Here is a 26,000-nt window from a genome sequence, read left to right as displayed (position 1 = left end):
TAATTTTTAACAAAAATTTATCTAAGAATTATACTTCTTTAAACCTTTAAATAGTAGAATATAAAGATTTGTCTTCGTATAGACTAAGTTTCTTTAAAAGAATATTAAATTCATAAAGAAATTTGATAAATTATTAAATTTAGGAGTGAAAATGGTTGAACATCATGACTTATTAAGATCATTTAAAGATAATTGTGGTTTTGGGCTTGTTGCCAATATTAAAAATATAGCTTCCCATAAAGTTTTAAATGATGCAATAACTGCATTAGAGAGAATGATGCACCGTGGGGCTGTTGCGGCAGATGGAAAAACTGGTGATGGAAGTGGACTTCTTTTGTCATTACCAGAAGAGTTTTTGCGAGGGGAAGCTTCTGCTAATGGTGTTGAGTTGCCGATGCAGTTCGCAGTTGCAGCTGTTTTTACAAAAAACATAGCAAACATCCAAGTGTTAGAAAAAATTTGTGAAAACAATGATTTAAAGATTGTTTTTACTCGTATTGTGCCTGTTGATACAAAAGCTCTTGGAAATCAGGCCATGGAATCTTTGCCAAATATTATTCAACTTTTTATAGCTCCAAACTCCATTATAGCCACAAATAGATTTGATGCACTTTTATACCTATCTCGCAAAGAGTGTGAGCATAAACTAGTCAATGATAAAGATTTTTATATCGCATCTATGTCTTCAAAAGTTCTTTCATATAAAGGGCTTGTTATGCCTACGCATATAAAAGAGTTTTACAAAGATTTACAAGATGAAAATTTTAAAATCTCATTCTCTCTTTTTCATCAAAGATTCTCAACAAATACACTTCCAGAGTGGAGGCTTGCTCAACCATTCCGTGCAGTTGCTCACAATGGTGAAATTAACTCTGTTGAGGGCAATCGTTTTAATGTTGCTATAAAATCAGAATCTATTAAAAGTGAAGTTTTTACAGATGAAGAGATACAAAGAATTCTTCCAATACTTCAACTTAACGCATCAGATAGTGCCAGTGCGGATAACTTTTTTGAGTTTTTGATAGTAAATGGTATGGATTTTTTTAAAGCTGTTCGTGCAGTTATCCCTGGAGCTTGGCAGAATGCTCCTCACATGGATGCAGAACTTCGTGCATTTTATGAGTTTCACTCTACTGTTTTTGAGGCTTGGGATGGTCCAGCTGCATTTTCTGTAACAGATGGTCGCTATATTGGGTGTGTATTGGACAGAAATGGTCTTCGTCCATCAAAATATATAGTTACAAAAGATGATAATCTTTTAATTGCCAGTGAGTATGGTGTTGTTGATATTGCAGAAGAGGACATAAAAGAGAGAGGTCGCCTGCAATCTGGCGAGATGATAGGACTTGACCTGAAATATGGAAAATTACTTAAAAATGATCAAATAAATGATTACATAAAAAGTTCAAATCCATATATGAAGTGGCTAAATGAGCATATGATTTATCTACAGGAGCATGTTGATGAGCAGTATGTAACTCAATGTAATTATGATAGAGAAAATTTTATAAACAAGCAGCGATATTTTAACTATACCCACGAAGTAATTGAGCAAGTTATTGAGCCCATGATAGTGGAAGGCAAAGAGGCTGTTGGCTCAATGGGTGATGATACTCCTTTAGCTGCTTTTTCCATTAAGCAAAGATCATTTACTGACTTCTTTAAACAAAAATTTGCTCAAGTAACAAATCCACCGATTGATCCAATCCGTGAAAAAGTTGTAATGAGTTTAAACACAGGCTTTGGCGAAGTTCATAATATACTTGATGAGTTGCCATCTCACGCACATAGACTAAAATCAATTTCTCCTATTGTTACTTACGAAAAGCTTCAAGTTTTGAAATCATTCGGAGATCCTAAGTCGCCTCGTTATCAATCTTTTTATAAAAATGAGAAATTTTCTACAGCTTACGATAACAATCTAAAAGATGCGCTAGATAAATTGGTGCTAGATGCTATAGATGCTGTGAAAAATAGGGGCATCAGAATACTTATTTTAGATGATGGTGAGTTTAGCAAAGAGAAGAGGGTTATTCCGATGGCTATGGCTATTGGAAGACTAAATATTGCCCTTTTAGATGCAGGTGTTCGTCATCTTGCATCTATGATTGCAGTAACTGGAGAGGTTTTTGACTCACATGGAGCTGCCGTTTTGATTGGATATGGTGCTAATGCAATATATCCAAATCTTCTTTTTGCAACAGTAGCTGAGCATGTAGAGAGATCAAAGGCAATTACTATTAGTTGCACTGAAGCGTTAAAGTTAGTTCATGAGGCGCTTAATGCAGGTCTTTTAAAAATCATATCAAAAATGGGTATCTCTACAATTGCTTCATATCGTAATGCGGGTCTTTTTGATGTGATGGGGCTTAATAAGGAGATAGTAAAAGATTGTTTTAGCTCATCTCATGCGGTACTGAGTGGACTTAATTATGAAGATATTGACAAACGACTTATTAAGTACCATACAGATGCTTTTGAAGAGAGTGGATTCAATAGAATCTTTCCTTTAAATATTGGTGGTTATTACAAGTTTTACAACGGACAAGAACATCATGATTTTGGTCCAGCTGTGATTCACGCTATCCATGCGACGGCTGGAAGTGGAGATAAAAAAGATTATGAAGTACTTAGAGATTTGGTTAACAAAAGAGGTCTAAAATTTATTCGTGACTTCTTTGAGTTAAAATCTGACAGAAAACCAATTAACATCTCTGAGGTTGAACCAAAAGAGGCTATCTTTAAGCGATTTGCTTCAGCGGCTATGAGTCTTGGTTCTATCTCACCAGAAGCACATGAGACTATTGCAATTGCCATGAATAGGCTTGGTGCGCAATCAAACTCTGGCGAGGGTGGAGAAGATAGTGAAAGATTTGGGACTGAGCGAAACTCTAAAATTAAACAGATTGCATCTGGTAGATTTGGTGTTACTCCGGCTTATCTAAGAAGCGCGGAAGAGATTCAGATAAAAGTTGCTCAAGGTGCAAAACCTGGCGAGGGCGGTCAACTCTCTGGGTATAAAGTAAGTGCGTACATTGGGAAGCTTCGTCACACTGTGCCGGGAGTTACACTTATATCTCCACCGCCGCATCATGATATCTACTCCATAGAAGATTTGGCTCAACTTATTTTTGATATGAAGCAGGTAAATCCAAATGCAAAAGTGGCTGTTAAGCTTGTTTCATCTATTGGAGTTGGAACAATCGCTGCAGGTGTTGCAAAAGCGTATGCTGATAAAATTATTATTTCAGGTGGAGATGGCGGAACGGGTGCAGCACCTCTTACTTCTATAAAATTTGCTGGTAATCCTTGGGAGCTTGGATTAAGTGAAGCGCACAACGCTCTAAAAGCAAACAATCTAAGAGGGTTAGTTGAAGTTCAAACGGATGGCGGACTGAAAACTGGCTTAGATGTAGTAAAAGCTGCGCTACTTGGTGCAGAGAGTTACGCATTTGGTACTGGAGTATTAACGATTGTTGGTTGTAAAATGCTTAGAATATGCCATGTCAATAAATGTTCTGTGGGTATTGCAACCCAAAATGAGACTCTTCGTCAGGAGTTTTTTAAAGGACATGTAGATCAAGTTATTAACTATTTCACGCTTATGGCGGAGGATATCCGCTCTATTATGGCTGAACTTGGCTATAAAACAATGAAGGAGATGATTGGTAGAGTTGATTTACTAAAAGTTGTGGATGATGAGTTTGCTCAAAAGTTTGATTTTTCATCAGTTCTTCATCAAGAGAGTGGTGTAAATACATGTCAACAAAAATTCAATAACCCTTTTGATGACAACAGCTATGAAAAAGAGATTTTAAAAGAGGTTATGGGCGCTATAAAACATCCAGAGCATCCAATGACTTTAAATAGAGAAATAGCAAATGTAAACAGAAGTTTTGGAGCCCTAATAAGTGGTGAGATAGCACAATATTATGGTGATAACGGCTTAAAAGCAGATACTATCAAAATCAATCTAAGCGGTATATCGGGACAAGCATTAGGCGCATTTTTGATTCCGGGTGTTTCAATCTACTTGGATGGTGTCGCAAATGATTATATCGGTAAAGGTATGCATGGCGGTAAAATAATCATCACTTCTAAAAACGAGGGTGAAGCGTTTAGTGCTGGCGGAAATACATGTCTTTATGGTGCTACTGGCGGCAAACTCTATATCTCTGGAAGTGTTGGCGAGAGATTTGCGGTTCGTAACTCTGGGGCATTAGCCATTGTTGAGGGAACTGGTGATAACGCTTGTGAATATATGACTGGTGGTATCGTTGTTATTCTCGGCAAAACAGGAAATAACTTTGGCGCTGGTATGACTGGCGGTGTTAGTTTTGTTTACGATAGAGAGCATAAATTTATAGAGAGTGTTAATCGTGAGTTGGTTGAGGCTGTTCGCATTGATATGGATGATGGTGATGAAGCTAGACACTATCTAAAACGCCTTCTTAAAGATTATGCAGTAGAGACACAAAGTAAAAAAGCAAAAGAGCTTCTTGAAAATTATAGAGTAGAGGTTCGAAATTTTTGGTTAGTTCGTCCTAAAAACCTAAAAAAATTACCTATGAACCTAGAGATTGGAGATTAATATGAGAGAATATTTAACAATTGAGAGAGTTGAAGCTAAGAAGAGATTAGTTGTAGAGAGAACAAAAGATTTTGAAGAGATTTATGATATTTTTGGTCAAAATGATGCCGCTTCACAGAGTGAGAGATGTATTCAATGTGGAGATCCGTTTTGTCTAAATAAATGCCCACTTCACAACTATGTACCACAATGGCTAAAAGCTGTGAGTGAAAAAGATTTGGAATTTGCATTTAAACTCTCAAACGAACCATCTCCATTTCCAGAAGTTATGGGCAGAGTTTGTCCTCATGATAGACTTTGTGAGGGTGCTTGTACTCTAAATGATGGTCATGGTGCTATTACAATCGGCTCAGTTGAAACTCACATAACAGAAGAGGGTTTTAAGGCTGGTTATAAGCCAGAATTCCCAGGAGTTACAACTGATAAAAAAGTTGCAATTATAGGAAGTGGTCCAGCAGGTCTCTCTGCGGCAACATATCTTCTTCGCTCAGGAATTGCTGTTACGGTTTATGAGAGAAGTGATCGAGCAGGCGGGCTTTTAACTTATGGAATTCCAAATTTTAAGTTGGATAAAAAGATAGTTGAGCGCCGTGTAAAGTTTTTGCAAGAAGCTGGAATGGAGCTTGTGTTAAATTGTGAAGTTGGAAGAGACATCTCGTTTGAAGAGATAGCAAGTACACATGATGCAATGTTTATTGGAGTTGGAGCAACTAAAGCTAAAATTGCTCATATAAATGGCGAAAATGCAAAAAATGTTTATAAAGCTATGGACTATTTAACTGCTATTCAGAGAAAGATTTTTAAACTTACATATGATAAAAAATTTGATTTTAAAGATAAAGATGTTGTTGTAATCGGCGGTGGTGATACTGCTATGGATTGTCTAAGAACGGCAAAAAGAGAGGGTGCGAAAAGTGCAACTTGTCTTTATCGTCGCGACGCGCATAATATGCCAGGAAGTCAAAAAGAGTATAAAAATGCAATAGAAGAGGGTGTTAATTTTATGTTTTTTGCCTCTCCAAAAGAGATTGTACTAAACGAAAATGCAAATGCAATTGCAGTTGAGGTTATTAAAACTACACTTGGTGCAAAAGATGAGAGTGGACGACAAAAGATTGAAGAGGTAAGAGGCAGCGAGTTTAGAGTAAATGCTGATATTATTATTTTATCTTTAGGCTTCAATCCAGAAGTCCCACCGTTTTTGCATGAAAATGGTATTGAGACAAACAAATGGGGTGGAATCATCATCAATGAAGAGACTTTTGAGACAACAACTGCTGGAATTTATGCTGGTGGAGATTGCTTTAGAGGTGCTGATTTAGTTGTGACGGCTGCATATGATGGTCGTGAGGCTGCTAGAAATATCTCTAAAAAACTACTAAAATAAACAAATTTATTTTTCCCGCTAACCCCTATATCATGGGAGTTAGTGCTGCTAAAAATTAAATAAACTCACAAACAAATCACAAATTAGATATAATTCCGCTTTATTTGTAACTACAAGGATACTCTATGAATCTCTTAAGCATTTTTTCTAAAAAAGTCGAATTGAAACAGCCTGTAAAAAATGAAGCATCTTCTCACTGGGTAAAGTGTCAATCTTGCCAATCTCTCATGTATCACAAAGAGGTTGAAAATCAAAAATTTGTATGTCCAAAATGTGGTTTTCATATTCGCATAGGAGTAACTGATCGCATCGCTCTTTTGGCTGATGAGGGGACTTTTGTGGAGTTTGATGGTAGCTTAAAACCCATAGACCCGCTAGAGTTTGTTGATAAGATATCTTATAAGCAGAGAATTGCAGATGCTACAAAAAAAACAGGTAAAACATCATCTGTTGTAAGTGGCGAGTGTATGATGAACGGCGTACCTGCACAACTTGTTGTGTTTGACTTCGCATTTATGGGTGGCTCTTTAGGCTCTGTTGAGGGTGAGAAAATTGTTCGCGCAATCGACCGTGCAATACAAAAAAGGCAAGGTCTTATAATCCTTAGTGCAAGCGGTGGTGCTAGAATGCAAGAGAGCACATTTTCACTCTTGCAGATGAGTAAAACTTCAGCAGCACTTGCAAGATTAGCAAGTCACAACCTTCTTTATATCTCTGTTTTAACTGACCCAACTATGGGTGGCGTTAGTGCTTCATTTGCTACACTTGGCGATATAATCATCGCAGAGCCAGGCGCTCTCGTTGGTTTTGCCGGACAGAGGGTTATCGAGCAAACTATAGGCTCTGCTCTTCCTGATGGATTTCAACGAGCAGAATTTCTACTTGAAAAAGGTTCTATTGACATGATTGTAAATCGTGGTGAGCTTAAAAAAACACTCTCAGACTTACTAGCACTTTTTAAAGTAGCATAGTGATACTTTATGCTCTTTGCGACCAAGAGTTTCTGGATAAAAAAGCTCTCTTGGTTGAGGAGTTTGTGGAACTTGCAAAATCACAAAATGCAGAAATTTTACAGTATCGAAACAAGAAGGATGATACAGAGTTTATAAAACAACAACTTGTAAAAATTAGAAAAATATTTGATGGTGTGTTGATAGTGAATGATCTTTTTGAACTTGCAGAGTATTGTGATGGTGTACACCTCGGACAAGATGATTTAAAAATGATAGATAAAGATATTTTCAAAGCCGTAGAAATCGTAAGAGCTACGATAGGTGAAGATAAGATTTTAGGTATATCAACACATAATGATTTTGAAGTAATTCAAGCGAACGATATGGACCTAAACTACATAGGTTTGGGTGCTTATAGAGATACAAATACAAAAAAAGATGTAAACAATATCTTAGGTAATAAACTTGATGGAATAGCCTCTAAATCCAAGCACCCAGTTGGCGCAATTGGTGGGATTTTGCTAGATGATAGATTTTCGCATGTAACATATCTCGTAATTGGAAGCGGACTGCTTAAATGAATATAGATATTGTCTCTATAGCCAAAAAAGAGCATTCAACTTATGATCCGCTTTACAAAGAACTAGAAAAAATGATTTCTCGTTTTGCAAAAGTTAATGACATAGAGATATTTAACAAAGATATACTAAAAGCGCATACAACTTCGCCACTTGCTTCAAAGCAGGTATATACAAAAGTTTTAGAGCCATATTTATCAAAGAGTTTCAATATAGCTCTTCATCCAGATGGAAAAATAATAGATAGTTATGAATTTAGTAAGCTACTTGATGGTAAAATTGCAATTAAATTTTTTATTGGCGGAGCTTATGGTTTCGAGGATGAATTTTTAAAGCGTAACGATGCTGTTATAAGTTTAGGTAAATTAACTATGAGCCACAAGATAGCAAAAGTTGTTTTGCTTGAGCAGGTTTATAGAAGTTTTTCAATACTAAGTAATCATCCATATCACAAATAAGGGAAAAAGTGCAAGATAGTGAATTAAAATACTTTAAAGAAATTTTAGAGGGTAGAAAAGAGCAGATAAAGAAAAATATTTTAGGTGTAAATGAAGAACTTTTACAACTAAGTTCATTAGAGTTAAATGATGAGGGCGATTATGCTTCTGTTGGAAATAGTTCAATTGTTGAGAGTGCTATAGTTCATCAGCAAGAACAAGAGTTAAAAGAGATTAATGTTGCTTTAGGGAAAATAGCAAATGGTGGTTACAATGTTTGCGATATGTGCGAAGAGCCGATTGGTATTCAGAGATTAAAAGTTAAGCCACACGCAGCTTACTGCATAGTTTGTAGAGAGATTGTAGAAAAATCTAGAAAAATCTAGAAAATAAGGATTGGATTATGCAGATTAAACGATATACGATTGCAACGCTTATGTTTGTTGTTTTGGTTGGTTGGTTTGTCTTCGCTTATGTAACAAAAGAGAGCATAAGTGTTGACTTTTTTGGAACAATGTTGCCATCGCTACCTATTGCTTTTTTGGTTATTGTTCCATTAATTACCTTTTATATCGCAACTGTTGCTCATATGTTGTTTCACTCTCTTATAAGTATTTTAAATCTACAAAAATATAAAAAAGATCACCAAACTCTAGTTGATGCAATAGTCGACGCTTATCTTGGAAAAATGAATCGTTCACATAAGTTTAAAACTGAGAGATATAAGCTTCTTGGTACGATTGTTGATAACGCTACAATTTTGCCTTTAGGTGAACTTGAAGTAAATATTGATAACAAAAAGGTAAGCGAAGTTATAGGGATAATAAACAGTATTAAAAATGGTGAAGTGGTGGATCTTAAAAAATACTCACTTCTGATTTCTAATAAGTTTGTTATCCAAAATGAGAGAAATAGATATAAAAAAGGTGAGATAAGTGCCGAGCATATAATCAGTAGTAGCAATAAATATGACAATACTCTTGCGCAAGAAGTATATGTAGATTTTGTAAAAGATGCTCCATTTTATGCTATTGAGAAGTACAAGAATTTTTTAACAAAAGATGCACTTTTTGAGATTTTATCAAGAGTAAATGCCGATAAGAACACTTTAGATGTATCAAACGAAGCGCTAATGTCACTTTTTAGTGAATTAGAGCTTAACTCAGATGATTATATAAAAGCATCTCAAAAACTCTCAAGAGGAATGATTCCAGAGCAGAGAATTAAGCTATTTGAACAGTTAAGTGTTGAAAATGAAAACACAATGGAAGCTTACCTGTTTACACTTTTTGATCTTGAAATGTTAGACCCAGCAAAAGAAATTTTGGGTAATTCTCAAAATAAAGAGTATGTCTATTTTAAAGCATATAGCTCGTTAAGAGATTGTGGTAAGCATTTTGACATTAATCTTTTTATGTAAATTATAATTGCCAAAATGTTAAAAAAATTATCTTTCGATAGTCCAATTTATGTTTTGGCGCCACTTGCTGGATATACAGATTTGCCATTTAGAAGTGTTGTAAAAAAATTTGGAGCAGATCTTACTGTTAGTGAGATGTTAAGCTCTAATGCTCTAGTTCATGGCTCCACAAAAACTCTCCATATGATAGAAAAAAGCCCAAATGAAGATCCATACTCTGTTCAAATAGCAGGCGCTGAAGTTGATGTTATAAAAAGAGCTGTTGAGATTTTAAATGAGCAAGATGGTATTGATGTAATTGATTTAAACTGTGGATGCCCAGTTCCAAAGGTGGTTGGTCATGGAAGTGGAAGTTCACTGTTGCTTAATCTCCCACTTATGGGTGAGATAATAAAAACTATAAAGACAACTTCCAATAAAAGCTTAACAAGCGTAAAGATTAGACTTGGTTTTGAGAAAAAAAATCATATCGAGATTGCTAAGATGGTAGAAGATAGTGGTGCTGATTTTATAGCTGTTCATGGAAGAACTCGTGCTGGAAAATTTAGGGCGGCTGTTGATTATGACGCTATAAAAGAGATAAAAGAGAGCGTTGGTATCCCGGTTATCGCAAATGGAGACATAGACTCATACGAGAAAGCAAAATGGGTTTTAGAGCATACTGGTGCGGATGGTGTAATGATAGGAAGGGGCGCGGTTGGTGCTCCTTGGATTTTTCATCAACTCCGCACTGGGAATAGTGACATTGACAATAATCTTAAGCACGCTATAATAATGGAGCATTTTGATAAGATGATAGAATTTTATGGTTCACATGGCGTGCCCATGTTTAGGAAGCATATACATACCTACTCTAAGGGTTATGGTGGAGCATCTGCGCTTAGAAATATGATTAATCATATAACGGATGTTAATGAGTGTCGCGCTCTGATAGATAATTTTTTTAAAAATAGTGAGATAATTTGTTAGATATAAGCAAATCAATTAATTCCCTTGATGATAGTGATATAGCGGATAATCTGCTTCATTATGATTACAATGTTAAGCATCTTTTATCGCTTATAGAGAGTGGCATAGATAAAGAAGATCCGCTTTATCTTAGCTCTTATCGCTCTTTTGAAGGTGAAGTATTTGAGAATTTTGTTTATGAAAAACTGCTTAGATATGCACTTACAAATGATCATGTTGATAAGTTTGTACTAAAGGGTTTTCATCAAGATAAATCAAAAGCTCACTCAAACACTCTCTCGATTAGTGAAAAACAGCAGATAGTTTACAGAACAAAGAGCAGAGAGATTAGTGAATTTGATGCTATGTTTATTACAAAAGATAAAGAGTTGTATTTTGTAGAGATGACACTTGTGAAGTCTGTACTTAAACTAAGGAAAAGACTTAGAAAGAAAAAGGCGTTATTGGAGATTATCTTTCCAGATTTTGAGATTAAAGCCCTTATTATTTTAAACGATGGAGCTACTGGTGTTAAGCAGTTTCCATCATATTGTAAGGTTTGGATTACAGAAGAGTTTTCAGCTAAAAATGTATTTGATTATATTGTAAGCAAAGATAGCAAAAAACTAGTTTCAAAACAGAGAGTAGAATCGCCAAAAATGATAGAGGCAGAGTCTCTAAAGTTGTACCCTTTTAGATATTATAATACTATGAGCTGGATTACAAAAAATCTTAGAGGTAGTAAAAAACATATATTAGATATGAATTTTTTAATGAGTCAAAAAGTTCAAAGATATCATGACTTGTACAATAAGTTTTATATAGGTTATATAGATGCAAAAGATATAAGAGATGAGCTTGGATTAGATAGCAAGTGCGATGATGCCCAAAGAGTTATAATTGCAATTGAGAAAAAACATTCAGATGAGATTGTCTTAACATATTACACGCAACTTGGACGAAAAAATCTACTTTTATATACTTTTGATAACGGTAAGGTCGTAAAAGAGAAAAAAGACCCTTATGGTATTACGATAACTGAAGTTTATCATATAAGCAAGATGATGGACGAGAGCTACAAGTTAAGCATTCAAAATTTAGACATCATAAAAAAGTTGTTAGAAGATAGATTTAAAAGAGCTCTCTAGGCTTCGTAAAGCATAGATGCGGCTCTCTCTTTGTAGGCTTGAATCGGCTCTTTTTTCTGCTCACTCATATTTAAAAAATCATTTAACTCTTTATTTCTATTTTGTAAGACGGTATTGAAATCATCTTCTGTTATGGGTTTGTTGTCTGTAAATTTATCAAGAAGTATATTGCTTTTGCCAATTAGAACAAGATAACTCTGCTCCCCAAATTCTAGTAAAACAACACTGTTCTCGCCATTTATAGGCTTTTGAAATTTTATACTAATCTCATTATTGTTTAGTTTGATATCTGGCGCTTGATATTGAGTTTTAGCTGTTTTTTGTGGATTATTATTAAATAGCCATGAACTATTTAGTTCTAAACCTTGTTTTGTAGCAATTCTTTTTTTAATAAAAAATAACAAGATAATCCCAGCGATAAGAACAGTTATCACTATATAATAACTTTGAGATACGCCCTCATCTTTTTTCGTCGGCAGAGAGCCAAGTTGTGCCACTGGCTTATCCATCTCATTTTTCTCAAACGAAGCCTTAGAGGCAAATCTTAGTCTTAGCCCATAAGCATCAGATGTTTTTGATGCTGATAAGATTGTAGAAGGAGTAACCACGGCAACTATTCTAGTGTTGTTATCCGTTGGGGTAATACTTAAAGAAGTTATGTAGTTTGAAGTGACTGAGTTTAATTTTTCAGACTCTATGGTTGCATCTTCAAGCTTTATTATAATGGAAGAGTCACTTTTTCCCTGCTTTATGACACCGCTGTACGGGGTGTCAAATGTTATCATTACATCAACTCTATCTTCTCTTTCATAAATATTGTAACTCAAAATTTTAGAAGCGTATAGTGAGAATGGCAAGATAGCGAGTAGTAAAAATTTAATCATAATTTCTCTTTTGAAAGGTGATATAAAACTGCACTAGAATCAAGGATTTCATTTATACGAATGGCGAGATTTTTCTCATAAACCATAACTTCGCCTTTTCCTAGAATACGACCATTTACATAGGACTCAACACTCTCTCCAGCTGGTTTTTTTAGATCTATTACGGAGCCCTTTTTTAATTTCAGAATCTCCTCTAGAGAGAGTTCTGTTTGACCTAAATCAGAAACAAACTCAACTTCCATATCCAACAGTCCAGAGTAGTCCATCCACGCCAACTCCTCTTCCGAGTTGAAGGTATGTGATGATTTGTCATATTTATTTTTACTAATCAACTTAATTCCTTGATTGCAATAAGCATCTCACAGCCTTGGATTCTTATAGCCTTTATCTTATCATACTGAATGTCAAATACACTCTCTTCTTTAAAGTAGGGCGTTGACATTGAGTACATATTGCTATTTGTCTCTTCTGCAATAACTTTAGCACTTCCTACAATAAGGTTTAGAGTCTCTAGTAACATATCAACAAGTGTCTCTTCATCACTCTCATCCTCTTCTAGAAAAAGATTAGAGATTTTTTGTATAAACTCTTTGTTGGATGCAATATAAACTCTATGCTTTATCTCTTGGAGTGTTTCTATATCAATATAAGCAATAAGTGTTCTAGTTTTTATGATGTTGTCATGGATTTCAAATGGCTCTCTGATTTGATGTGCACAAAAATTTTGTGAAGCTTCAATTATTTTTTCAAACATTTCCTAATCCTCTTTATGATACCTCGTAGAATATCAAAAATAAAATTAAAAAATAGTTTGGTTATAATTCACGAAAGGTTTTCAGTTGACTATAGAAATTTTAGAATTTATTTTGTTGGGCAGTGGCGTAGGATTTTTGTCTGGATTTTTTGGTATTGGTGGAGGAACTATTTTGGTTCCAGCACTCCTTTATATGGGATTTGTCACCAAAGAAGCCATTGGGATATCAGTTGTTCAGATGGTCTTTAGCTCTATTTATGGGAGTTATTTAAACAACAAAAAAGGCTCGCTTGATATTGCTATGATTTCCACAATAAGTATTGGTGGATTTTTTGGTGCGCAGATTGGCGGTATAGTAACATCAAGTATGAACGACAAGACGCTTGAGTTTCTATTTTTGATATTTGTTATTTTTGCGATTATTAGAATGTTTTTTAAAGTACCACATAATCACCCACAAAAAAATGTAAACAAGATTATACTTTTTATGCTTGGTGTGGTTGTTGGTATCATTGGTATATCTATTGGAGTTGGAGGAAGTATAGTGCTTGTTCCTGTGTTAGTTGGGTTTATGCATGTGGAGTTTAAAAAAGCTATCTCTGCGGGGCTGTTTTTTGTAATGTTTTCATCTATTTCTGGTCTTATTTCCCACTCAATGAGTGGAAATATTGATTTTAAACATGGAATTTTAATCGGTGGAGCATCTCTTGTTGGCGTTCATTTTGGGGTGATTCTTCATGGCAAGGCAGAGTCGGGATTTCAAAAAAAATTATTAATAAGTTTTTATCTTATTATTGTAGCATACCTAGCAAAAAGATTGTTTTTTTAGAGGAAATAAAAATATATGAAAAATTTAGATGTAATCAAAATAACTGGTGCAAGAGAAAATAATCTAAAAAATATCTCACTAGAGATACCAAAAAACAGACTAGTAGTGTTTACTGGACTGAGCGGAAGCGGTAAGTCAACTTTGGCTTTTGATACGCTTTATGCGGAGGGGCAGAGACGATATATGGAGTCGCTGTCATCTTATGCGAGACAGTTCCTTGATCGCATCACAAAACCTGATGTAGATAAAATAGAGGGGCTTACTCCAGCTATTGCAATTGATCAAAAAACAACTTCTAAAAATCCCCGTTCGACAGTCGGAACAATCACGGAAATATATGACTATTTTAGACTTTTATATGCTCGTGTCGGTATTCAGCACTGCTATAAGTGCAGTAAAGTTATCTCCCAGATGGGTGTCTCGGATATTATAGCCGAAGTTGCAAAACTCCCAGAGGGCTCAAAGATAGTTCTTCTTGCACCGCTTATCAGAGAGAAGAAAGGCTCTTTTGCTGATGTCTTAGAGTCACTCGTACATAAAGGGTATGTTCGTGCCATGATAGATGGTGTGATGATAAGACTTGATGAAGAGATTGAGTTAAGTAAAACAAAAAAACATACTATCAAAGTCGTGATAGACAGAGTTGTTGTAAATGAGCAAAACAGAGAGCGGATTGCAGCGGATGTCGAAAAGGCGCTAAAAGAGAGTTATGGTGAACTTGAGATTGATATTTTAAACCATGAAGAGTTAGGTCTGAAGGAGTCTAGCAGATACTACTCTGAGCACAACGCTTGTTTTGATTGTAAAATAAGTTTTGATCCACTTGAACCATTGTCTTTCTCTTTTAACTCTCCAAAGGGTGCATGTAGCGAGTGTGACGGACTTGGACTTCGTTATGCGCTTGATCATGATAAAATAATTGACATTGACCTGAGCGTAGAAAAGGGTGCCGTTAAGATAGTTTATGGATTTAACAAGGGCTACTATTTTACATTTTTAAAAGGATTTTGTTCTGCAAACAAGATAGATATAACGGTTCCATACTCATCCCTCCCTGAACATCAAAAAAAAGCGATTCTTCATGGCGGGATAGATGAAGTTTCGTTTTTGTGGAAAAGCCATGAAGTAAAAAGAGTGTGGCCAGGGATTGTAAAAATAGCGTACGATATGTTTAAAGATGAAAAAGAGTTAGCTGATTATATGAGCGAAAAAACTTGTAATATCTGCGAAGGACATAGACTAAAAAGAGAGTCTTTAGCCGTGAAAGTAGGTAAGAGAGGAGTAGCAGAGCTCTTAGATATGCCAATTTCAAAAACATACGAGTGGTTTAATAGTGAAGAGAATTTTGCTTACTTAAATGATCAAAACAGAAGAATTGCACAACCTATTTTAAATGAGATTAGAGAGAGACTATACTTTTTGTTTGATGTCGGGCTTGGATACATTACTTTAGGAAGAGATGCTAGAACCATTAGCGGTGGTGAAGCTCAAAGAATCCGCATCGCAAGTCAGATAGGAAGCGGCTTGACTGGCGTTATGTATGTTCTTGATGAGCCAAGTATCGGACTTCATGAGAGAGATACACTAAAACTTATCAGAACGCTTAGAAGCTTGCAGGAAAAAGGCAATAGCGTTATAGTTGTTGAACATGACAAAGAGACTATTGAGAATGCTGATTTTATAGTAGATATTGGTAATGGGGCTGGAAAATTTGGTGGGGAAGTTGTATTTAGCGGCACGCTGGATAAGTTAAAAAAAGCAAAAACACTCACAGCAGATTATCTTTATGGACGAAAAAAAATAGAGTATTTTTATAGACGCGAACAGAAAAATTGGATAGAGATAAAGAATGTAACTGTAAACAACATTACTAATCTCAGCGCAAGAATCCCACTTAATAATTTTGTTTGTATAACTGGTGTAAGCGGAAGCGGAAAAAGTTCTCTTATGCTTCAGACTCTCCTTCCAACCGCTAGAGAACTTTTAAATCATGCCAGAAAAGTAAATAAAGTTGCAGGTGTTGAGATAACTGGACTTGATAAGGTTGATAAAGTTATCTATCTAGACCAAAGTCCAATTGGGAGAACTCCAAGGTCAAATCCTGCAACATATACGGGTGTTATGGATGAGATAAGAAATCTTTTTGCACAAACAAAAGAGTCGCAAATAAGAGGTTACACAAGCTCAAGATTCTCTTTTAATGTTAGAGGCGGAAGATGTGAGAAGTGCCAAGGTGAGGGAGAAATCAAGATAGAGATGCACTTTTTGCCAGATATTATGGTTAAGTGTGATGACTGTAATGCCTCAAGATACAACCAGCAAACACTAGAAGTTCTTTATAAAGCAAAAACGATATCTGATGTATTAAATATGAGCGTTGATGAGGCTTTTGAGTTTTTTAAACCGATTCCAAAGATTCATCAAATATTAAAAACATTGGTTGAGGTTGGTCTTGGATATATCACGCTAGGTCAAAATGCCGTAACTCTCTCAGGTGGTGAAGCACAGAGAATTAAGCTAAGCAAAGAGTTAAGCCGAAGAGATACGGGGCAAACCCTCTACATCCTTGATGAGCCGACAACAGGACTTCATTTTGCGGATGTAGATAGACTGACTGGGGTTTTACACAAATTTGTAGAGCTTGGAAATAGTGTTTTAATCATTGAGCATAATCTGGATATGATTAAAAATGCTGACTATGTTATAGATATGGGACCAGAGGGCGGAAGCGGTGGTGGACTTATTATAGCTGAGGGAAGTCCTGAAAAGTTAGCTAATGAGTATGAAAAAACAGGAAGTTACACAGGAGAGTATCTTAAAAAAGAGCTTGCTTTGCATAATACTAAATCTAGCTAACTAGATTTAGTATTGGATTATTTAACAGACAGCTATTTGTTTTCTTCTTCTTCGTCGTCATAATCTTCTTCATAAAAATCATCTTCATTCTCATCACCATCATCTTCTTGTGCAGAAGTTATGTCATCGATAAGCTCTTTACATTCATCTTCTTCAATATCTCCACTTTCTATATCTCTTAGGACATCTTGAAGGTCTTCTTTAAATTCACGAAGCTCTTCTATCTCTTCTTTTGCATCTTCGCCAGCCTCTTTACTGTCTGCAATTTCTTCAAAAATCTCGTCCAATCTTTCATCAATATCTGGAATAACACTTTTTGTAATTAACTCTTTTAATTCTTGCGCGTATGACATAAAAATACCTTTATAAATAAAATTTTGAAATTATACTCTACATAAGAGTAAATCAGGCTGGATATGAGCTACAATAAAGAAAATTTAGTAGGTGTTTGAAATGAGAATATATGCGTGTATTATTGGTAGTGAGATATTAAATGGTAGAAGAGTTGACAAGCACTTTGAGTTTTTAAGAGAAAAATTAAGTGAATATGGACATGAGCTTTTTGCATCTTTTGTCATAAAAGATGATAGAGAGTTGATTGCAAATATATATAATTTGATTAAAAATGATAAGGAAGCAGTTATGTTTTCCTTTGGAGGCATTGGCTCTACACCTGATGACTTAACAAGAGCCATAGCTGCGGAAGTTTTTACATCAAGCAAACTAGAAAAACATAAAAAATTTGAGCAAGATATTATTGACAGATTTGGTGATGAAGCGTATCCATACAGAATAAATATGGCAAATTTGCCAAAAAATTCTGAGTTACTTTTCAATCCCATAAATAATATGTCAGGATTCTCACTAGAAGATAGATACTTTTTTACTCCCGGTTTTGTACAGATGTCGCATCCGATGGTTAGTGCTGTTATTGAGAGATTATTTAGCAAACATATTCAAAAATATAGATTGACGCTTATTGCTCAAACTAGCGAAAATACTCTTATCTCTGTTATGGAGAAGGTGTCCCCAGAGGTTGAATTTTCATCTTTGCCGATGATAGAAAATCAAAAAATATCTGTTGAGATTTCTCTGAGTTCAACAGATAAGTTGCTTGTGGAGAAAAATTTTAAGCTATTTACTGACTTTTTGGATAGTTCAAATGTATCATACGAGTTACTGTAAAGTAAAATTTTAGCTTTTATGGTTATATTATTCTTAAGCTAGAGCTTAAAATGGAATGCTCGCCATCAGTTAGATGAGTACCAACTTGGTGAATATCAACATGTAAAAAAGATAAAATAGTTTCCAGCTATGATAAAATTGCTTATTATCAAAAAGAGGTTATGAATGTTTGAAGAGTTTAAAAAGTTTCTTATTAGAGGAAACATGGTTGATATGGCGGTTGGTTTTATCTTTGGGGCGGCGTTTGCTACTCTCGTGCAGTCTCTTGTTAAAAATATAATTATGCCACCCGTGGGTATGCTTCTTGGAAAGGTTGATTTTTCAAACCTCTTTATCGCGCTTGATGGAAACAGCTACAACACAATTGCAGAGCTTGAGAAGGCTGGCACTCCTGCTATTAAGCTAGGCGTTTTTGTAAATGACACTATCTCATTTTTGATTTTAGGAACTGTTATGTTTATACTCGTGAAGAGCTATAACAAACTAAGAGCTAAAGATCTAGAAGCTGCGCCGCTTCCACCTTCTGAAAAAATCTGTAGCCAATGTGCTATGAGCATTCCAGTTGCTGCAAAAATATGTCCATATTGTTCAAACAAAGAAGTTTAAGTAATCTCTTTGTATCTATAATTTAAATTAATTCCTCTTTTTTGATGGTATAATTATTTGAAGCCATAAATTGGAGGTGTTCATTGTTGGAAAAATCGACAGAGTCGCATGAGAAGTTTTGGGAGATTTTTTCAAAACAAGATAGAAAAAAAATAGATGAATTTCAAAGATATATGGATAAATTTGCAATAAATTTTAATCTCTACAAAGATGGTAATTTTATAGAGAGATCACTTCCTTTTGATGTCATCCCGCGCATTATCTCAAAAGAAGATTTTTCAAAAATAGAAAAAGGGTTAATCCAGAGAGTAACCGCATTAAACATGTTTTTAGAAGATTTGTATACAGATGAGAAGATTATAAATGACGGAATAATTCCTAGAGAGTTTGTGCTTCAAGCAAAAGGGTATCTGGAGAAATTTAAAGGTTTTTCACCCTCAAAAAAAATAAGAACTCACATAAATGGCATTGATCTTGTTAAGGATTCCGTAAATGATGAATGGGTTATTTTAGAGGATAATTTAAGAGTTCCTAGTGGTTCCAGTTACCCGCTTTCAATTAGAGATACATATAGAAAAATATATCCTGACTTTTTTGAGACCATGAAAATTAAGCCAATTAAACAGTATCCAAAATATATAGCAGATGCCATGAATTATGTAAATTGCGGAGGGATAAATATTGTTTTATCGCCTGGTAGATTTAACGCAGCTTATTATGAGCATAGCTATTTGGCAGACAAGATTGGTGCTGAGTTAGTTCGTGCTCATGAGCTCAAAGTAGTTGATAAAAAGTTATATTTTAAAAACTATAATGGAAAGCTTGTGAGAGTTGGTGCAGTTTATAGAAGACTTGATGATGATTTTTTAGATCCAACATTTTTTAATCCAGAGAGTCTCATCGGTGTTCCTGGCTTAGTTGAGGCTTATTTGAGTAAAAATGTTGCAATAATGAATGGTATTGGAAATGGTGTTGCTGATGATAAGGGGATATACTACTTTGTTCCTAAAATGATTAAGTACTACCTTGGTGAAGAGCCAATACTGCAAAATGCACCAACTTATTTGCCATATTTCAAAGAAGATATGGAGTATGTTTTTAACAATATGGAAAAATTAGTTATAAAAGATGTTGCTGAAGCTGGTGGATACGGAGTTTTGTTTGGACACACTATGACGGCTACTCAAATAGCGGATTTAAAGCTAATTATTAAAGCAGACCCCAGAAGATTTATTGCTCAAGAGCTGATAGAGTTTTATGATGAGAAGTGTTATATTGACGGAAAATTACAGGATAGAAAAGCAGACTTTAGAGCTTATGTTGTAATGGGTGAGGATGTTAAGGTTTGGGAGTGCGGGCTTACAAGATATGCTCTTGAAGCTGGAAATTATCTTGTAAATTCATCTCAGGGTGGCGGATTTAAAGATACATGGATTATGGAGTAGAGTATGAAACAACTGTTAACAGCAAATGTAGCTACGCACTTATACTGGCTTGGAAGATATCTAGAGAGAATTGAATCAACGCTTATTTGGGTAATGAAGGCTTATGATTTCGTAATAGATGTTGATAAAAATGCTGGGATTGCCCTTTATAAAAAGTTCGGCATAGATTTAGAGTATTCGGACTCACAAAGTTTTTTAAATAATGCACTTTTGGGTGAGCATACAGCAAATATATATAGCTTAACTTCGAAGGCAAGAGAAAATGCAATTATTTGTCGCTCTCAAATAGATGCGGAAGCGTTTGGTGAGATTATGGAGTTAAACAGTATTTTTGATAAAGCCTACAAGAATAAAATAGACATAAATCATCAGTGTATTGACAGTGCACACTCTCTTATTCGTGAGATTTGGGGGTCGCTCTCAAGAAGGAAAAGCAGACAGTCGAGTGACTACTTTTTTAGACTTGGAAAAATTGTTGAGGAGCTTGATTTTTATCTGAGGTTTGGTGCGGATAGAGATATAGTTGAAATAGTGATTAAAAACATAGATGTAATTATAAAAAAACTTTCATGTGAAAGCGAGTCTGATGCCAAAGAGTATCAAAGCTTAAGTATGGAGCAAGAGAACATTATGTTTGAGATTGATAAGAGAATCGCAAAAATAATAGTAGGATAGTAATGCAGGTAAAAGAGATATTTTCATCGCAACTGCCAGTAGGTGAGACACTTAGCATAAAGAGAAGCAGGTTTGAACCGTTTAAAAAGAGTGATAATTTAAAAAGAATAAGCATAGTGAGTGGTACACACGGGGATGAGCTAGAAGGTCAATATGCTATCTATCTTCTTACTTCTTGGCTAAGTGAAAACCCGGATGCTATAAGCGGAATTATAGATATATATCCGGCAGTAAATGCTCTTGGAATTGATACTATCACTAGAGGGTTTCCTCTTTATGAGGTTGATCTAAACAGAGTCTTTCCAGGTGGAGAGGATGGATTTTTACCTGGACAACTTGTTCACGCCCTTGTGCAGGATGTAAAGGGGAGTGACATAGCAATAGATATACACTCATCTAACATCTTCTTAAGAGAGATACCGCAGATAAGAATTAACAAGGAGTTTTCAAACTCAACGCTTCCTCTTGCAAAAGAGTTAAACTGTGATTTTATCTGGATTCATGACGCTGTTACGGTTCTAGAAGCTACTTTTTCACATACAATGAACTCTTTGGGGACAAAAACCCTAGTTGTAGAGATGGGTGTCGGTATGCGAGTTACAAAAGAGTATGGAAAACAGCTTTTGTGCGGGATGTTGAACCTTATGAAAAAAGAGGGGATTATCACTACCGAGAAATCATTTGAGGCAAGAGAGCCATTTTTGTCCGAGGTTGGAGAGGTATTTTATCTTAACTCCCCATCAAGCGGACTATTTGTTCCAGCCCTTGACCATTGCGCAATTATCAAAAAAAACGAGAAAATAGGTACGATAGTTGAGCCACTAACTGGCACTGTTTTAGATACGCTTTATGCCCCAAACGGCGGTATTTTGTTTACTCTTCGCGAGTTTCCGGTTGTTTATGAGGGTTCGCTGCTTGCTAGAATCTTTGGAGAAAAAGATAGATGAAAATAGTTGAAATAGCAAAATTTACCTCTTTAAATCGTGCCCCTTTGGTAATTGAGGGTTATCTCTTTGAGGGGAGTGACCCAGAGGCTCCGAGCGTTGCCGTTGTCGGCGCTATGGAGGGAAAAAACATACTTCCTCTCTACACTGCCTCAAAGTTAGTCGATTTTCTAAAAAATAAGATTCAAAATGAAGATAAGATAAAAGGAAATATACTTATTATCCCATCTATCAACAGCTATGCGCTAAATATTAACGAGAGATTTTGGCCATTAGATAAAACAGATATAAATATGATGTTTCCTGGGTATGAGCTTGGAGAAACAACACAAAGAATAGCAAAAAAAGTGTTTGACGCAATTTGTGGTTATAACTATGGAATTATTTTGGAGAGCAGAGATGATCTCTCCAACTGTATTCCGTATGTCAAGCTTTTTAAATCTGGTTTTGAGGATATAGAGGGTGCTAAAACATTTGGTTTTAGACTTATCAGTCATAAGGAATTAACCCCAATAGATACTGTTACGCTTCAGTATAATTGGCAGCTTTGGGAGACAAAAGCCTACTCTATAATTTGTCCGAATGCAAATCAGATTGACATAAATAGTTCAAATGAGATTTTTGAGGGTATTGTTCAGTTTCTTAGTAAAAATGGACTAATAGGGTATAAAGTTTTAAATGGTTTTGAGTCAACAGTCGCAACACAAGATGAGGTCGAGATAGTAAAAGCACCCAAAAGCGGTATCTTTATTACTACGAGAAAAGAGGGTACTTGCGTAAGTAAAGATGATGTGATTGGTCAGATTGTTCACTCTCTAAATGGGGAGATTATATATAATTTCCTAGCACCATGTAATGGAATGATTGTCTGCTGTTATAAAAATGGTTTGATTTTAGAAGGTACATTGACATTTAGGCTAATTGGGAGCGGATGAGTTACTGTGATTGCATCTGCATCTGCTGTCTCATAAGCTCCTCTGCATCTACTCTTTTTACATCTACCATAACACTAAGCCGGCTGCTTCCACTGCTTGAAACCACTCCCTTTAGAGGCGATATGTCGTTATAGTCTCTTCCTGAACCTAAAATGATATGTTGATCAGTCGGGATTATATTATTAGTTGGATCAAAATTTGCCCATCCTGCATTTGGTATATATACGCTAAACCAAGCATGTGATGCATCTGTTCCAAAAAATTTCACCTCACCATCTTGCGGCTTTGTTTCGATATACCCGCTTACATATTTTGCAGGCAATCCTATGGCTCTTAGAGCTGATATTGCGAACTGCGCAAAATCTTGACATACGCCTTTTTTTGCCTCGAAAATTGTCTCTATCGGTGTTGTGATAGTGCTAAATCCGCTAATAAACGCAAAATCATTAAAAATTCTTCTCATAAACTCATCCGTTGCTTCAAAAATATCTCTGTTTTTATGAAACGACTCAAGAGCATATTTTTTTATAGCCAAAGAGGCATTTGGAATAAGTTCCGACTCAAAAAGAAACTGTTTTGCGCTTATGTCGTCCGAATGAAAACCGGAGAGTCTCTCCAGCGCTTTAGCATAGGTTATACTGTTTCGCATAATAGAGTTAGTGTTGTTTTGTATTAAATCCGTATAGAGATGAACTTTTGATTTCCCGACAACACTTAAAGATTGGTGAGGCTCTCTGATAAGGAGATGTTTGTTGTTGTTCCCAAACATATCTACAAACTCAAATGACTCAAAAACTTCAGGTTCTATCTCCATAGAGAAATTCAGTAATTTTTGATACGCACTCTCTCTTGGTTTTATTCTTGCTATGTTGTGACTAAAAGTTACTATGCTTTGGTAGTCAAATATTGTTCTGTGGTAAATTTCATAAATCATTTTTTTTACTCGTCATAATGGGAAAAATATGTTTTTGTAAACTCGTTTGAGCACTCTGAGAAGTAGTTTGACAACTCAGATAAAGCACTGTCTAATTTCATATAAACAGCTCCATCGTCATCCATTGCCATCATATCTTTTATGTTTAGTTGTTCTAAAAATATGCGTGCCTGATTAATAGGTTTTTCATAATTTGTTAGATAATTTTTAGATTTTGGAAGCAGTTTGAAATCTTCTGCCAGTCTATCTGCCATATGTGCAATAGACTTTGGAAATTGCCTGTTGAGCACTAAAAATTCTACTACGCTCTCGAGCATTAATGAGCTTTTATATTGCGCCCTGTAGGCATTCATACTCTCCATAGAGTTGAGCATCGCTTCAAGGATATCATATGTAACGGATTTGCTTAGTCTTAAGCATAACATAGATCTGGCTTTTGAGATAAGTACTAAGGTACATTCGATGTTGTATCCTATATCATAGAGTATTAATCCCTGCTCTTTAAATATACTATCTCTAACAAGCTCTTTGTAGGCTATAAGATAGATAAGCAGTTTGTCGAGATCATTGGCAACTTCAATGCTTGTAGAGTCTGTTTTAGGTATAAATTGACCGAGCTCTCTTTGTATATTTTCTAAAAGTTTAGTGGATTCTATAGCTAGTAGATCTTTTAAGCTTATGTTTGAGTTTGAGAGCATATATATTATCGATGAGAGCGAACCACTATATGAACTGTTTTTAATTACAGATAAAATTTCAACCATCGGATCTATGTCTATTTTATCCTCATCTAAAAACCCGGGATATGTCATAGTTAGATGTGTTAAGGCTTTTTGTAGAATATCTTGCGCTTTTTTCGAATTTGAAATCTCGTAGCGATACAGATTTGTCAATTTTTTTACAATGAAAATTATAAATCTTGTTGTGTATATTGCTCTAGAGAGGTATCTTCCCAGCCAAAATAGATTTTCCGCTCTAAGTGTTGAGATGTTCTCTATGGCGGTAACTATATATTTTGTGTGTCTTGAAGCATCATCTTGATACTCAATTTCGTCTTTGCTTGAGAGTATCCATAAATCTTTACTTGTTCCGCCTTTTTGCGATGAGACTAGAGGTGCATTCTCAACATGAGATACCCTGACAAGTCCGCCATCCATAACACTATAGCTATCACTGTTTTTTAGACAAAATGTTCTAATAAGTGCATTTCTTGGCTCAATCTTGCCATTGCCGTAGTATGGTGTTGTCGAGAAGCTTATCTCCTCTTGTGCTATATATTTGCTTGGGTTTTGTCTTATGAGTTTAGCGAGACTAAGAAGCTCTTTTTTTGTTAAATCTTTTCCGAAATAGACTACACTCTCTTGTGTGGTATCTATTTTTTTTATTATTAGAAGGTTTAGATTTTTTAGAACAAATTTTAACTCCTCTTTTTGACCGCACCACCATGTTGCGACTTGAGGAAGGATTAGCTCTTCTTGTAGAAAATACTCCGCAATCTTGTTCATAAAAGGGTTCAGCTCTCTGTTTTCTAAGATGGCACTGCCTATTGGGTTTATGACTCGTAGGTTATTTTGTCTAATCGACTCAATAAAGCCGGCAACACCGAGTTTTGAGCTGCTGTTTAACTCAAGAGGATCGCAAAATCTATCATCAACTCTTCGCAGTAGCGTATCTATTTTTTTAAGACCGCCGAGGCTCTTTAGCCACAATGCGCCATTTTTGCTAAGCAGGTCATCACCTTGCACTAGGTTTATCTCCAAAAAGGAGCTTAGATAGGCATGCTCAAAATATGTCTCGTTATATGGTCCGGGGGTTAGTATTGCAGCCGAAGATGTGTCGCCGTTTGTTAGATTTTTGATCAGCTCTTTAAATTCATCAATAAAATGAAACAGCTTTTTTGTGTTTATATTTGGATATAGCTCTTTTGAGATGATATTCATAGTGAGTCTATTTTCTATTGCATATCCAAGCCCTGAGGGTGCTTGTGTTTTATCGCCGATAACCCACATCTTGCCATCAGGTCCTCTTGCGATGTCTGTTGCATAGAAGTAGAGATTGAAATCATCCCTCTCCCCAAGATTAAATACTTCAGTCGCATAACCTTTGTCTGTATAGATAATCTCAGCCGGAATGATGCCGTCTTTGATTAACTTCTGCTCGGAATATATATCTTTGAGGATTAGATTTAGAAGTTTTGCTCTTTGGACTAGCCCTTTTTTTATCTGCTCCCACTCACCCTCACTTATAACAAATGGTATTGGGTCTAGGCTCCATGAGCGGTTAGTAATATTATCATTCCCATATATGTTGTAAGTAACACCATTATCTTGCAGGTGCCAATCGATATCTGCTTGTTTTTTATTTAGAGTCTCTAAACCGGCAGACTCAAGAGCCTCAAGTATGTTTTTCCAATAATCTCTTATGTTACGGTTGCTATCAAACAGTTCATCAAAAGATGATTCCGAAATATATGAATCAAAAAGAGCCATGA

Annotated in this window: 23 protein-coding genes; 17 read left to right on the top strand and 6 right to left on the bottom strand. The window is 35.5% G+C overall.

Annotated elements, in window-relative coordinates; genetic code table 11:
* The first annotated feature begins 151 nt into the window (after positions 1–151).
* The 9 genes from gltB (at position 152) to PHV22_RS03570 (ending at position 11,462) form a co-directional block, all read left to right on the top strand.
* Positions 152–4,591: a glutamate synthase large subunit gene (gene gltB, locus PHV22_RS03610; protein WP_295023047.1), complete on the top strand. Its 4,440-nt coding sequence runs from the start codon at positions 152–154 to the stop codon at positions 4,589–4,591.
* Between the two features lies 1 nt (position 4,592).
* A complete protein-coding gene (locus tag PHV22_RS03605) occupies positions 4,593–5,978 on the top strand; it encodes a glutamate synthase subunit beta (RefSeq protein WP_295023048.1) in 1,386 nt (461 codons plus the stop codon).
* A gap of 125 nt (positions 5,979–6,103) precedes the next feature.
* A complete protein-coding gene (gene accD, locus PHV22_RS03600; RefSeq protein WP_295023049.1) occupies positions 6,104–6,949 on the top strand; it encodes an acetyl-CoA carboxylase, carboxyltransferase subunit beta in 846 nt (281 codons plus the stop codon).
* Complete coding sequence (locus PHV22_RS03595; protein WP_295023050.1) at positions 6,949–7,512, top strand: thiamine phosphate synthase; 564 nt, start codon at positions 6,949–6,951, stop codon at positions 7,510–7,512. The genes accD and PHV22_RS03595 overlap by 1 nt, the downstream gene beginning before the upstream one ends.
* Positions 7,509–7,967 carry a 23S rRNA (pseudouridine(1915)-N(3))-methyltransferase RlmH gene (locus tag PHV22_RS03590; protein ID WP_295023051.1) on the top strand — a complete coding sequence of 153 codons (459 nt, stop codon included), beginning with the start codon at positions 7,509–7,511 and terminating at the stop codon, positions 7,965–7,967. Before PHV22_RS03595 ends, PHV22_RS03590 begins: the two co-directional genes overlap by 4 nt.
* Before the next feature lie 8 nt (positions 7,968–7,975).
* Positions 7,976–8,332 (top strand): RNA polymerase-binding protein DksA, encoded by a 357-nt coding sequence (gene dksA, locus PHV22_RS03585; protein WP_295023052.1) that lies wholly within the window; start codon positions 7,976–7,978, stop codon positions 8,330–8,332.
* A 17-nt stretch (positions 8,333–8,349) separates the two neighbouring features.
* Positions 8,350–9,366 (top strand): hypothetical protein, encoded by a 1,017-nt coding sequence (locus PHV22_RS03580; protein WP_295023053.1) that lies wholly within the window; start codon positions 8,350–8,352, stop codon positions 9,364–9,366.
* A gap of 15 nt (positions 9,367–9,381) precedes the next feature.
* Positions 9,382–10,335, top strand: a complete 954-nt coding sequence (gene dusB / locus PHV22_RS03575; protein ID WP_295023054.1) for a tRNA dihydrouridine synthase DusB — start codon at positions 9,382–9,384, stop codon at positions 10,333–10,335.
* Positions 10,329–11,462, top strand: coding sequence for a hypothetical protein (locus PHV22_RS03570; protein WP_295023055.1), 1,134 nt, complete (start codon positions 10,329–10,331; stop codon positions 11,460–11,462). The genes dusB and PHV22_RS03570 overlap by 7 nt, the downstream gene beginning before the upstream one ends.
* Here PHV22_RS03570 and PHV22_RS03565 read toward each other — a convergent pair.
* From PHV22_RS03565 to PHV22_RS03555, 3 genes are read right to left on the bottom strand one after another with little or no spacing between them, the layout of a single operon-like run.
* Positions 11,459–12,346 carry a hypothetical protein gene (locus PHV22_RS03565; protein ID WP_295023056.1) on the bottom strand — a complete coding sequence of 296 codons (888 nt, stop codon included), beginning with the start codon at positions 12,344–12,346 and terminating at the stop codon, positions 11,459–11,461. The genes PHV22_RS03570 and PHV22_RS03565 overlap by 4 nt on opposite strands.
* Positions 12,343–12,678 carry a flagellar motor switch protein FliN gene (gene fliN, locus PHV22_RS03560; RefSeq protein ID WP_295023057.1) on the bottom strand — a complete coding sequence of 112 codons (336 nt, stop codon included), beginning with the start codon at positions 12,676–12,678 and terminating at the stop codon, positions 12,343–12,345. Before fliN ends, PHV22_RS03565 begins: the two co-directional genes overlap by 4 nt.
* Entirely contained in the window at positions 12,675–13,100 is a 426-nt protein-coding gene (locus PHV22_RS03555) for a chemotaxis protein CheX (RefSeq protein WP_295023058.1), read from the bottom strand. Before PHV22_RS03555 ends, fliN begins: the two co-directional genes overlap by 4 nt.
* An 85-nt stretch (positions 13,101–13,185) precedes the next feature.
* On the opposite strand from PHV22_RS03555, the gene PHV22_RS03550 reads away from it, so the two are divergent.
* On the top strand, positions 13,186–13,929 hold the full coding sequence (locus PHV22_RS03550; RefSeq protein ID WP_295023059.1) for a sulfite exporter TauE/SafE family protein: 744 nt from the start codon (positions 13,186–13,188) through the stop codon (positions 13,927–13,929).
* A 15-nt stretch (positions 13,930–13,944) separates the two neighbouring features.
* Positions 13,945–16,785, top strand: a complete 2,841-nt coding sequence (gene uvrA / locus PHV22_RS03545; RefSeq protein ID WP_295023060.1) for an excinuclease ABC subunit UvrA — start codon at positions 13,945–13,947, stop codon at positions 16,783–16,785.
* Positions 16,786–16,817: 32 nt separating this feature from the next.
* On the opposite strand, the gene PHV22_RS03540 is transcribed toward uvrA, so the two are convergent.
* Entirely contained in the window at positions 16,818–17,138 is a 321-nt protein-coding gene (locus PHV22_RS03540) for a hypothetical protein (RefSeq protein ID WP_295023061.1), read from the bottom strand.
* 100 nt (positions 17,139–17,238) lie between these two features.
* Here PHV22_RS03540 and PHV22_RS03535 point away from each other — a divergent pair, with 100 nt between their 5' ends.
* The 6 genes from PHV22_RS03535 to PHV22_RS03510 all read left to right on the top strand — a co-directional run bounded on the left by PHV22_RS03535 (position 17,239) and on the right by PHV22_RS03510 (position 22,575).
* Complete coding sequence (locus PHV22_RS03535) at positions 17,239–17,970, top strand: molybdopterin-binding protein (RefSeq protein WP_295023062.1); 732 nt, start codon at positions 17,239–17,241, stop codon at positions 17,968–17,970.
* A 165-nt stretch (positions 17,971–18,135) separates the two neighbouring features.
* Positions 18,136–18,576: a large conductance mechanosensitive channel protein MscL gene (gene mscL / locus PHV22_RS03530; protein WP_295023063.1), complete on the top strand. Its 441-nt coding sequence runs from the start codon at positions 18,136–18,138 to the stop codon at positions 18,574–18,576.
* A gap of 86 nt (positions 18,577–18,662) precedes the next feature.
* A complete protein-coding gene (locus PHV22_RS03525) occupies positions 18,663–20,021 on the top strand; it encodes a circularly permuted type 2 ATP-grasp protein (protein ID WP_295023064.1) in 1,359 nt (452 codons plus the stop codon).
* Between the two features lie 3 nt (positions 20,022–20,024).
* On the top strand, positions 20,025–20,696 hold the full coding sequence (locus PHV22_RS03520; RefSeq protein ID WP_295023065.1) for an alpha-E domain-containing protein: 672 nt from the start codon (positions 20,025–20,027) through the stop codon (positions 20,694–20,696).
* Positions 20,697–20,698: 2 nt separating this feature from the next.
* Positions 20,699–21,643: a M14 family metallopeptidase gene (locus tag PHV22_RS03515; RefSeq protein ID WP_295023066.1), complete on the top strand. Its 945-nt coding sequence runs from the start codon at positions 20,699–20,701 to the stop codon at positions 21,641–21,643.
* A complete protein-coding gene (locus PHV22_RS03510) occupies positions 21,640–22,575 on the top strand; it encodes a M14 family metallopeptidase (RefSeq protein WP_295023067.1) in 936 nt (311 codons plus the stop codon). Before PHV22_RS03515 ends, PHV22_RS03510 begins: the two co-directional genes overlap by 4 nt.
* Position 22,576: 1 nt before the next feature.
* Here the strand turns inward: PHV22_RS03510 and PHV22_RS03505 are convergent, their stop codons facing one another.
* The gene (locus tag PHV22_RS03505; RefSeq protein WP_295023068.1) at positions 22,577–23,509 is read right to left on the bottom strand and encodes a transglutaminase family protein; all 933 of its coding nucleotides are present in this window, start codon (positions 23,507–23,509) and stop codon (positions 22,577–22,579) included.
* Between the two features lie 5 nt (positions 23,510–23,514).
* Entirely contained in the window at positions 23,515–25,998 is a 2,484-nt protein-coding gene (locus PHV22_RS03500) for a circularly permuted type 2 ATP-grasp protein (RefSeq protein ID WP_295023069.1), read from the bottom strand.
* Between the last annotated feature and the right edge of the window lie 2 nt (positions 25,999–26,000).

The organism is Sulfurimonas sp. (assembly GCF_028713515.1).
In the GTDB taxonomy this organism is placed as follows: Bacteria; Campylobacterota; Campylobacteria; order Campylobacterales; family Sulfurimonadaceae; genus Sulfurimonas.
Note: the sequence above shows the minus strand (reverse complement) of the source record. Positions and strands in the feature narration are given on the sequence as shown.

Bases quoted from the DNA above. Each gene is read 5' to 3' on its own strand.
- dusB (WP_295023054.1), top strand. From the start codon at position 9,382: ATGTTAAAAAAATTATCTTTCGATAGTCCAATTTATGTTTTGGCGCCA.
- PHV22_RS03555 (WP_295023058.1), bottom strand. From the start codon at position 13,100: ATGTTTGAAAAAATAATTGAAGCTTCACAAAATTTTTGTGCACATCAA.
- accD (WP_295023049.1), top strand. From the start codon at position 6,104: ATGAATCTCTTAAGCATTTTTTCTAAAAAAGTCGAATTGAAACAGCCT.
- PHV22_RS03520 (WP_295023065.1), top strand. From the start codon at position 20,025: ATGAAACAACTGTTAACAGCAAATGTAGCTACGCACTTATACTGGCTT.
- mscL (WP_295023063.1), top strand. From the start codon at position 18,136: ATGTTTGAAGAGTTTAAAAAGTTTCTTATTAGAGGAAACATGGTTGAT.
- PHV22_RS03540 (WP_295023061.1), bottom strand. From the start codon at position 17,138: ATGTCATACGCGCAAGAATTAAAAGAGTTAATTACAAAAAGTGTTATT.
- PHV22_RS03505 (WP_295023068.1), bottom strand. From the start codon at position 23,509: ATGATTTATGAAATTTACCACAGAACAATATTTGACTACCAAAGCATA.
- PHV22_RS03590 (WP_295023051.1), top strand. From the start codon at position 7,509: ATGAATATAGATATTGTCTCTATAGCCAAAAAAGAGCATTCAACTTAT.
- PHV22_RS03515 (WP_295023066.1), top strand. From the start codon at position 20,699: ATGCAGGTAAAAGAGATATTTTCATCGCAACTGCCAGTAGGTGAGACA.
- PHV22_RS03580 (WP_295023053.1), top strand. From the start codon at position 8,350: ATGCAGATTAAACGATATACGATTGCAACGCTTATGTTTGTTGTTTTG.
- PHV22_RS03535 (WP_295023062.1), top strand. From the start codon at position 17,239: ATGAGAATATATGCGTGTATTATTGGTAGTGAGATATTAAATGGTAGA.
- uvrA (WP_295023060.1), top strand. From the start codon at position 13,945: ATGAAAAATTTAGATGTAATCAAAATAACTGGTGCAAGAGAAAATAAT.
- PHV22_RS03605 (WP_295023048.1), top strand. From the start codon at position 4,593: ATGAGAGAATATTTAACAATTGAGAGAGTTGAAGCTAAGAAGAGATTA.
- PHV22_RS03510 (WP_295023067.1), top strand. From the start codon at position 21,640: ATGAAAATAGTTGAAATAGCAAAATTTACCTCTTTAAATCGTGCCCCT.
- PHV22_RS03500 (WP_295023069.1), bottom strand. From the start codon at position 25,998: ATGGCTCTTTTTGATTCATATATTTCGGAATCATCTTTTGATGAACTG.
- gltB (WP_295023047.1), top strand. From the start codon at position 152: ATGGTTGAACATCATGACTTATTAAGATCATTTAAAGATAATTGTGGT.
- PHV22_RS03565 (WP_295023056.1), bottom strand. From the start codon at position 12,346: ATGATTAAATTTTTACTACTCGCTATCTTGCCATTCTCACTATACGCT.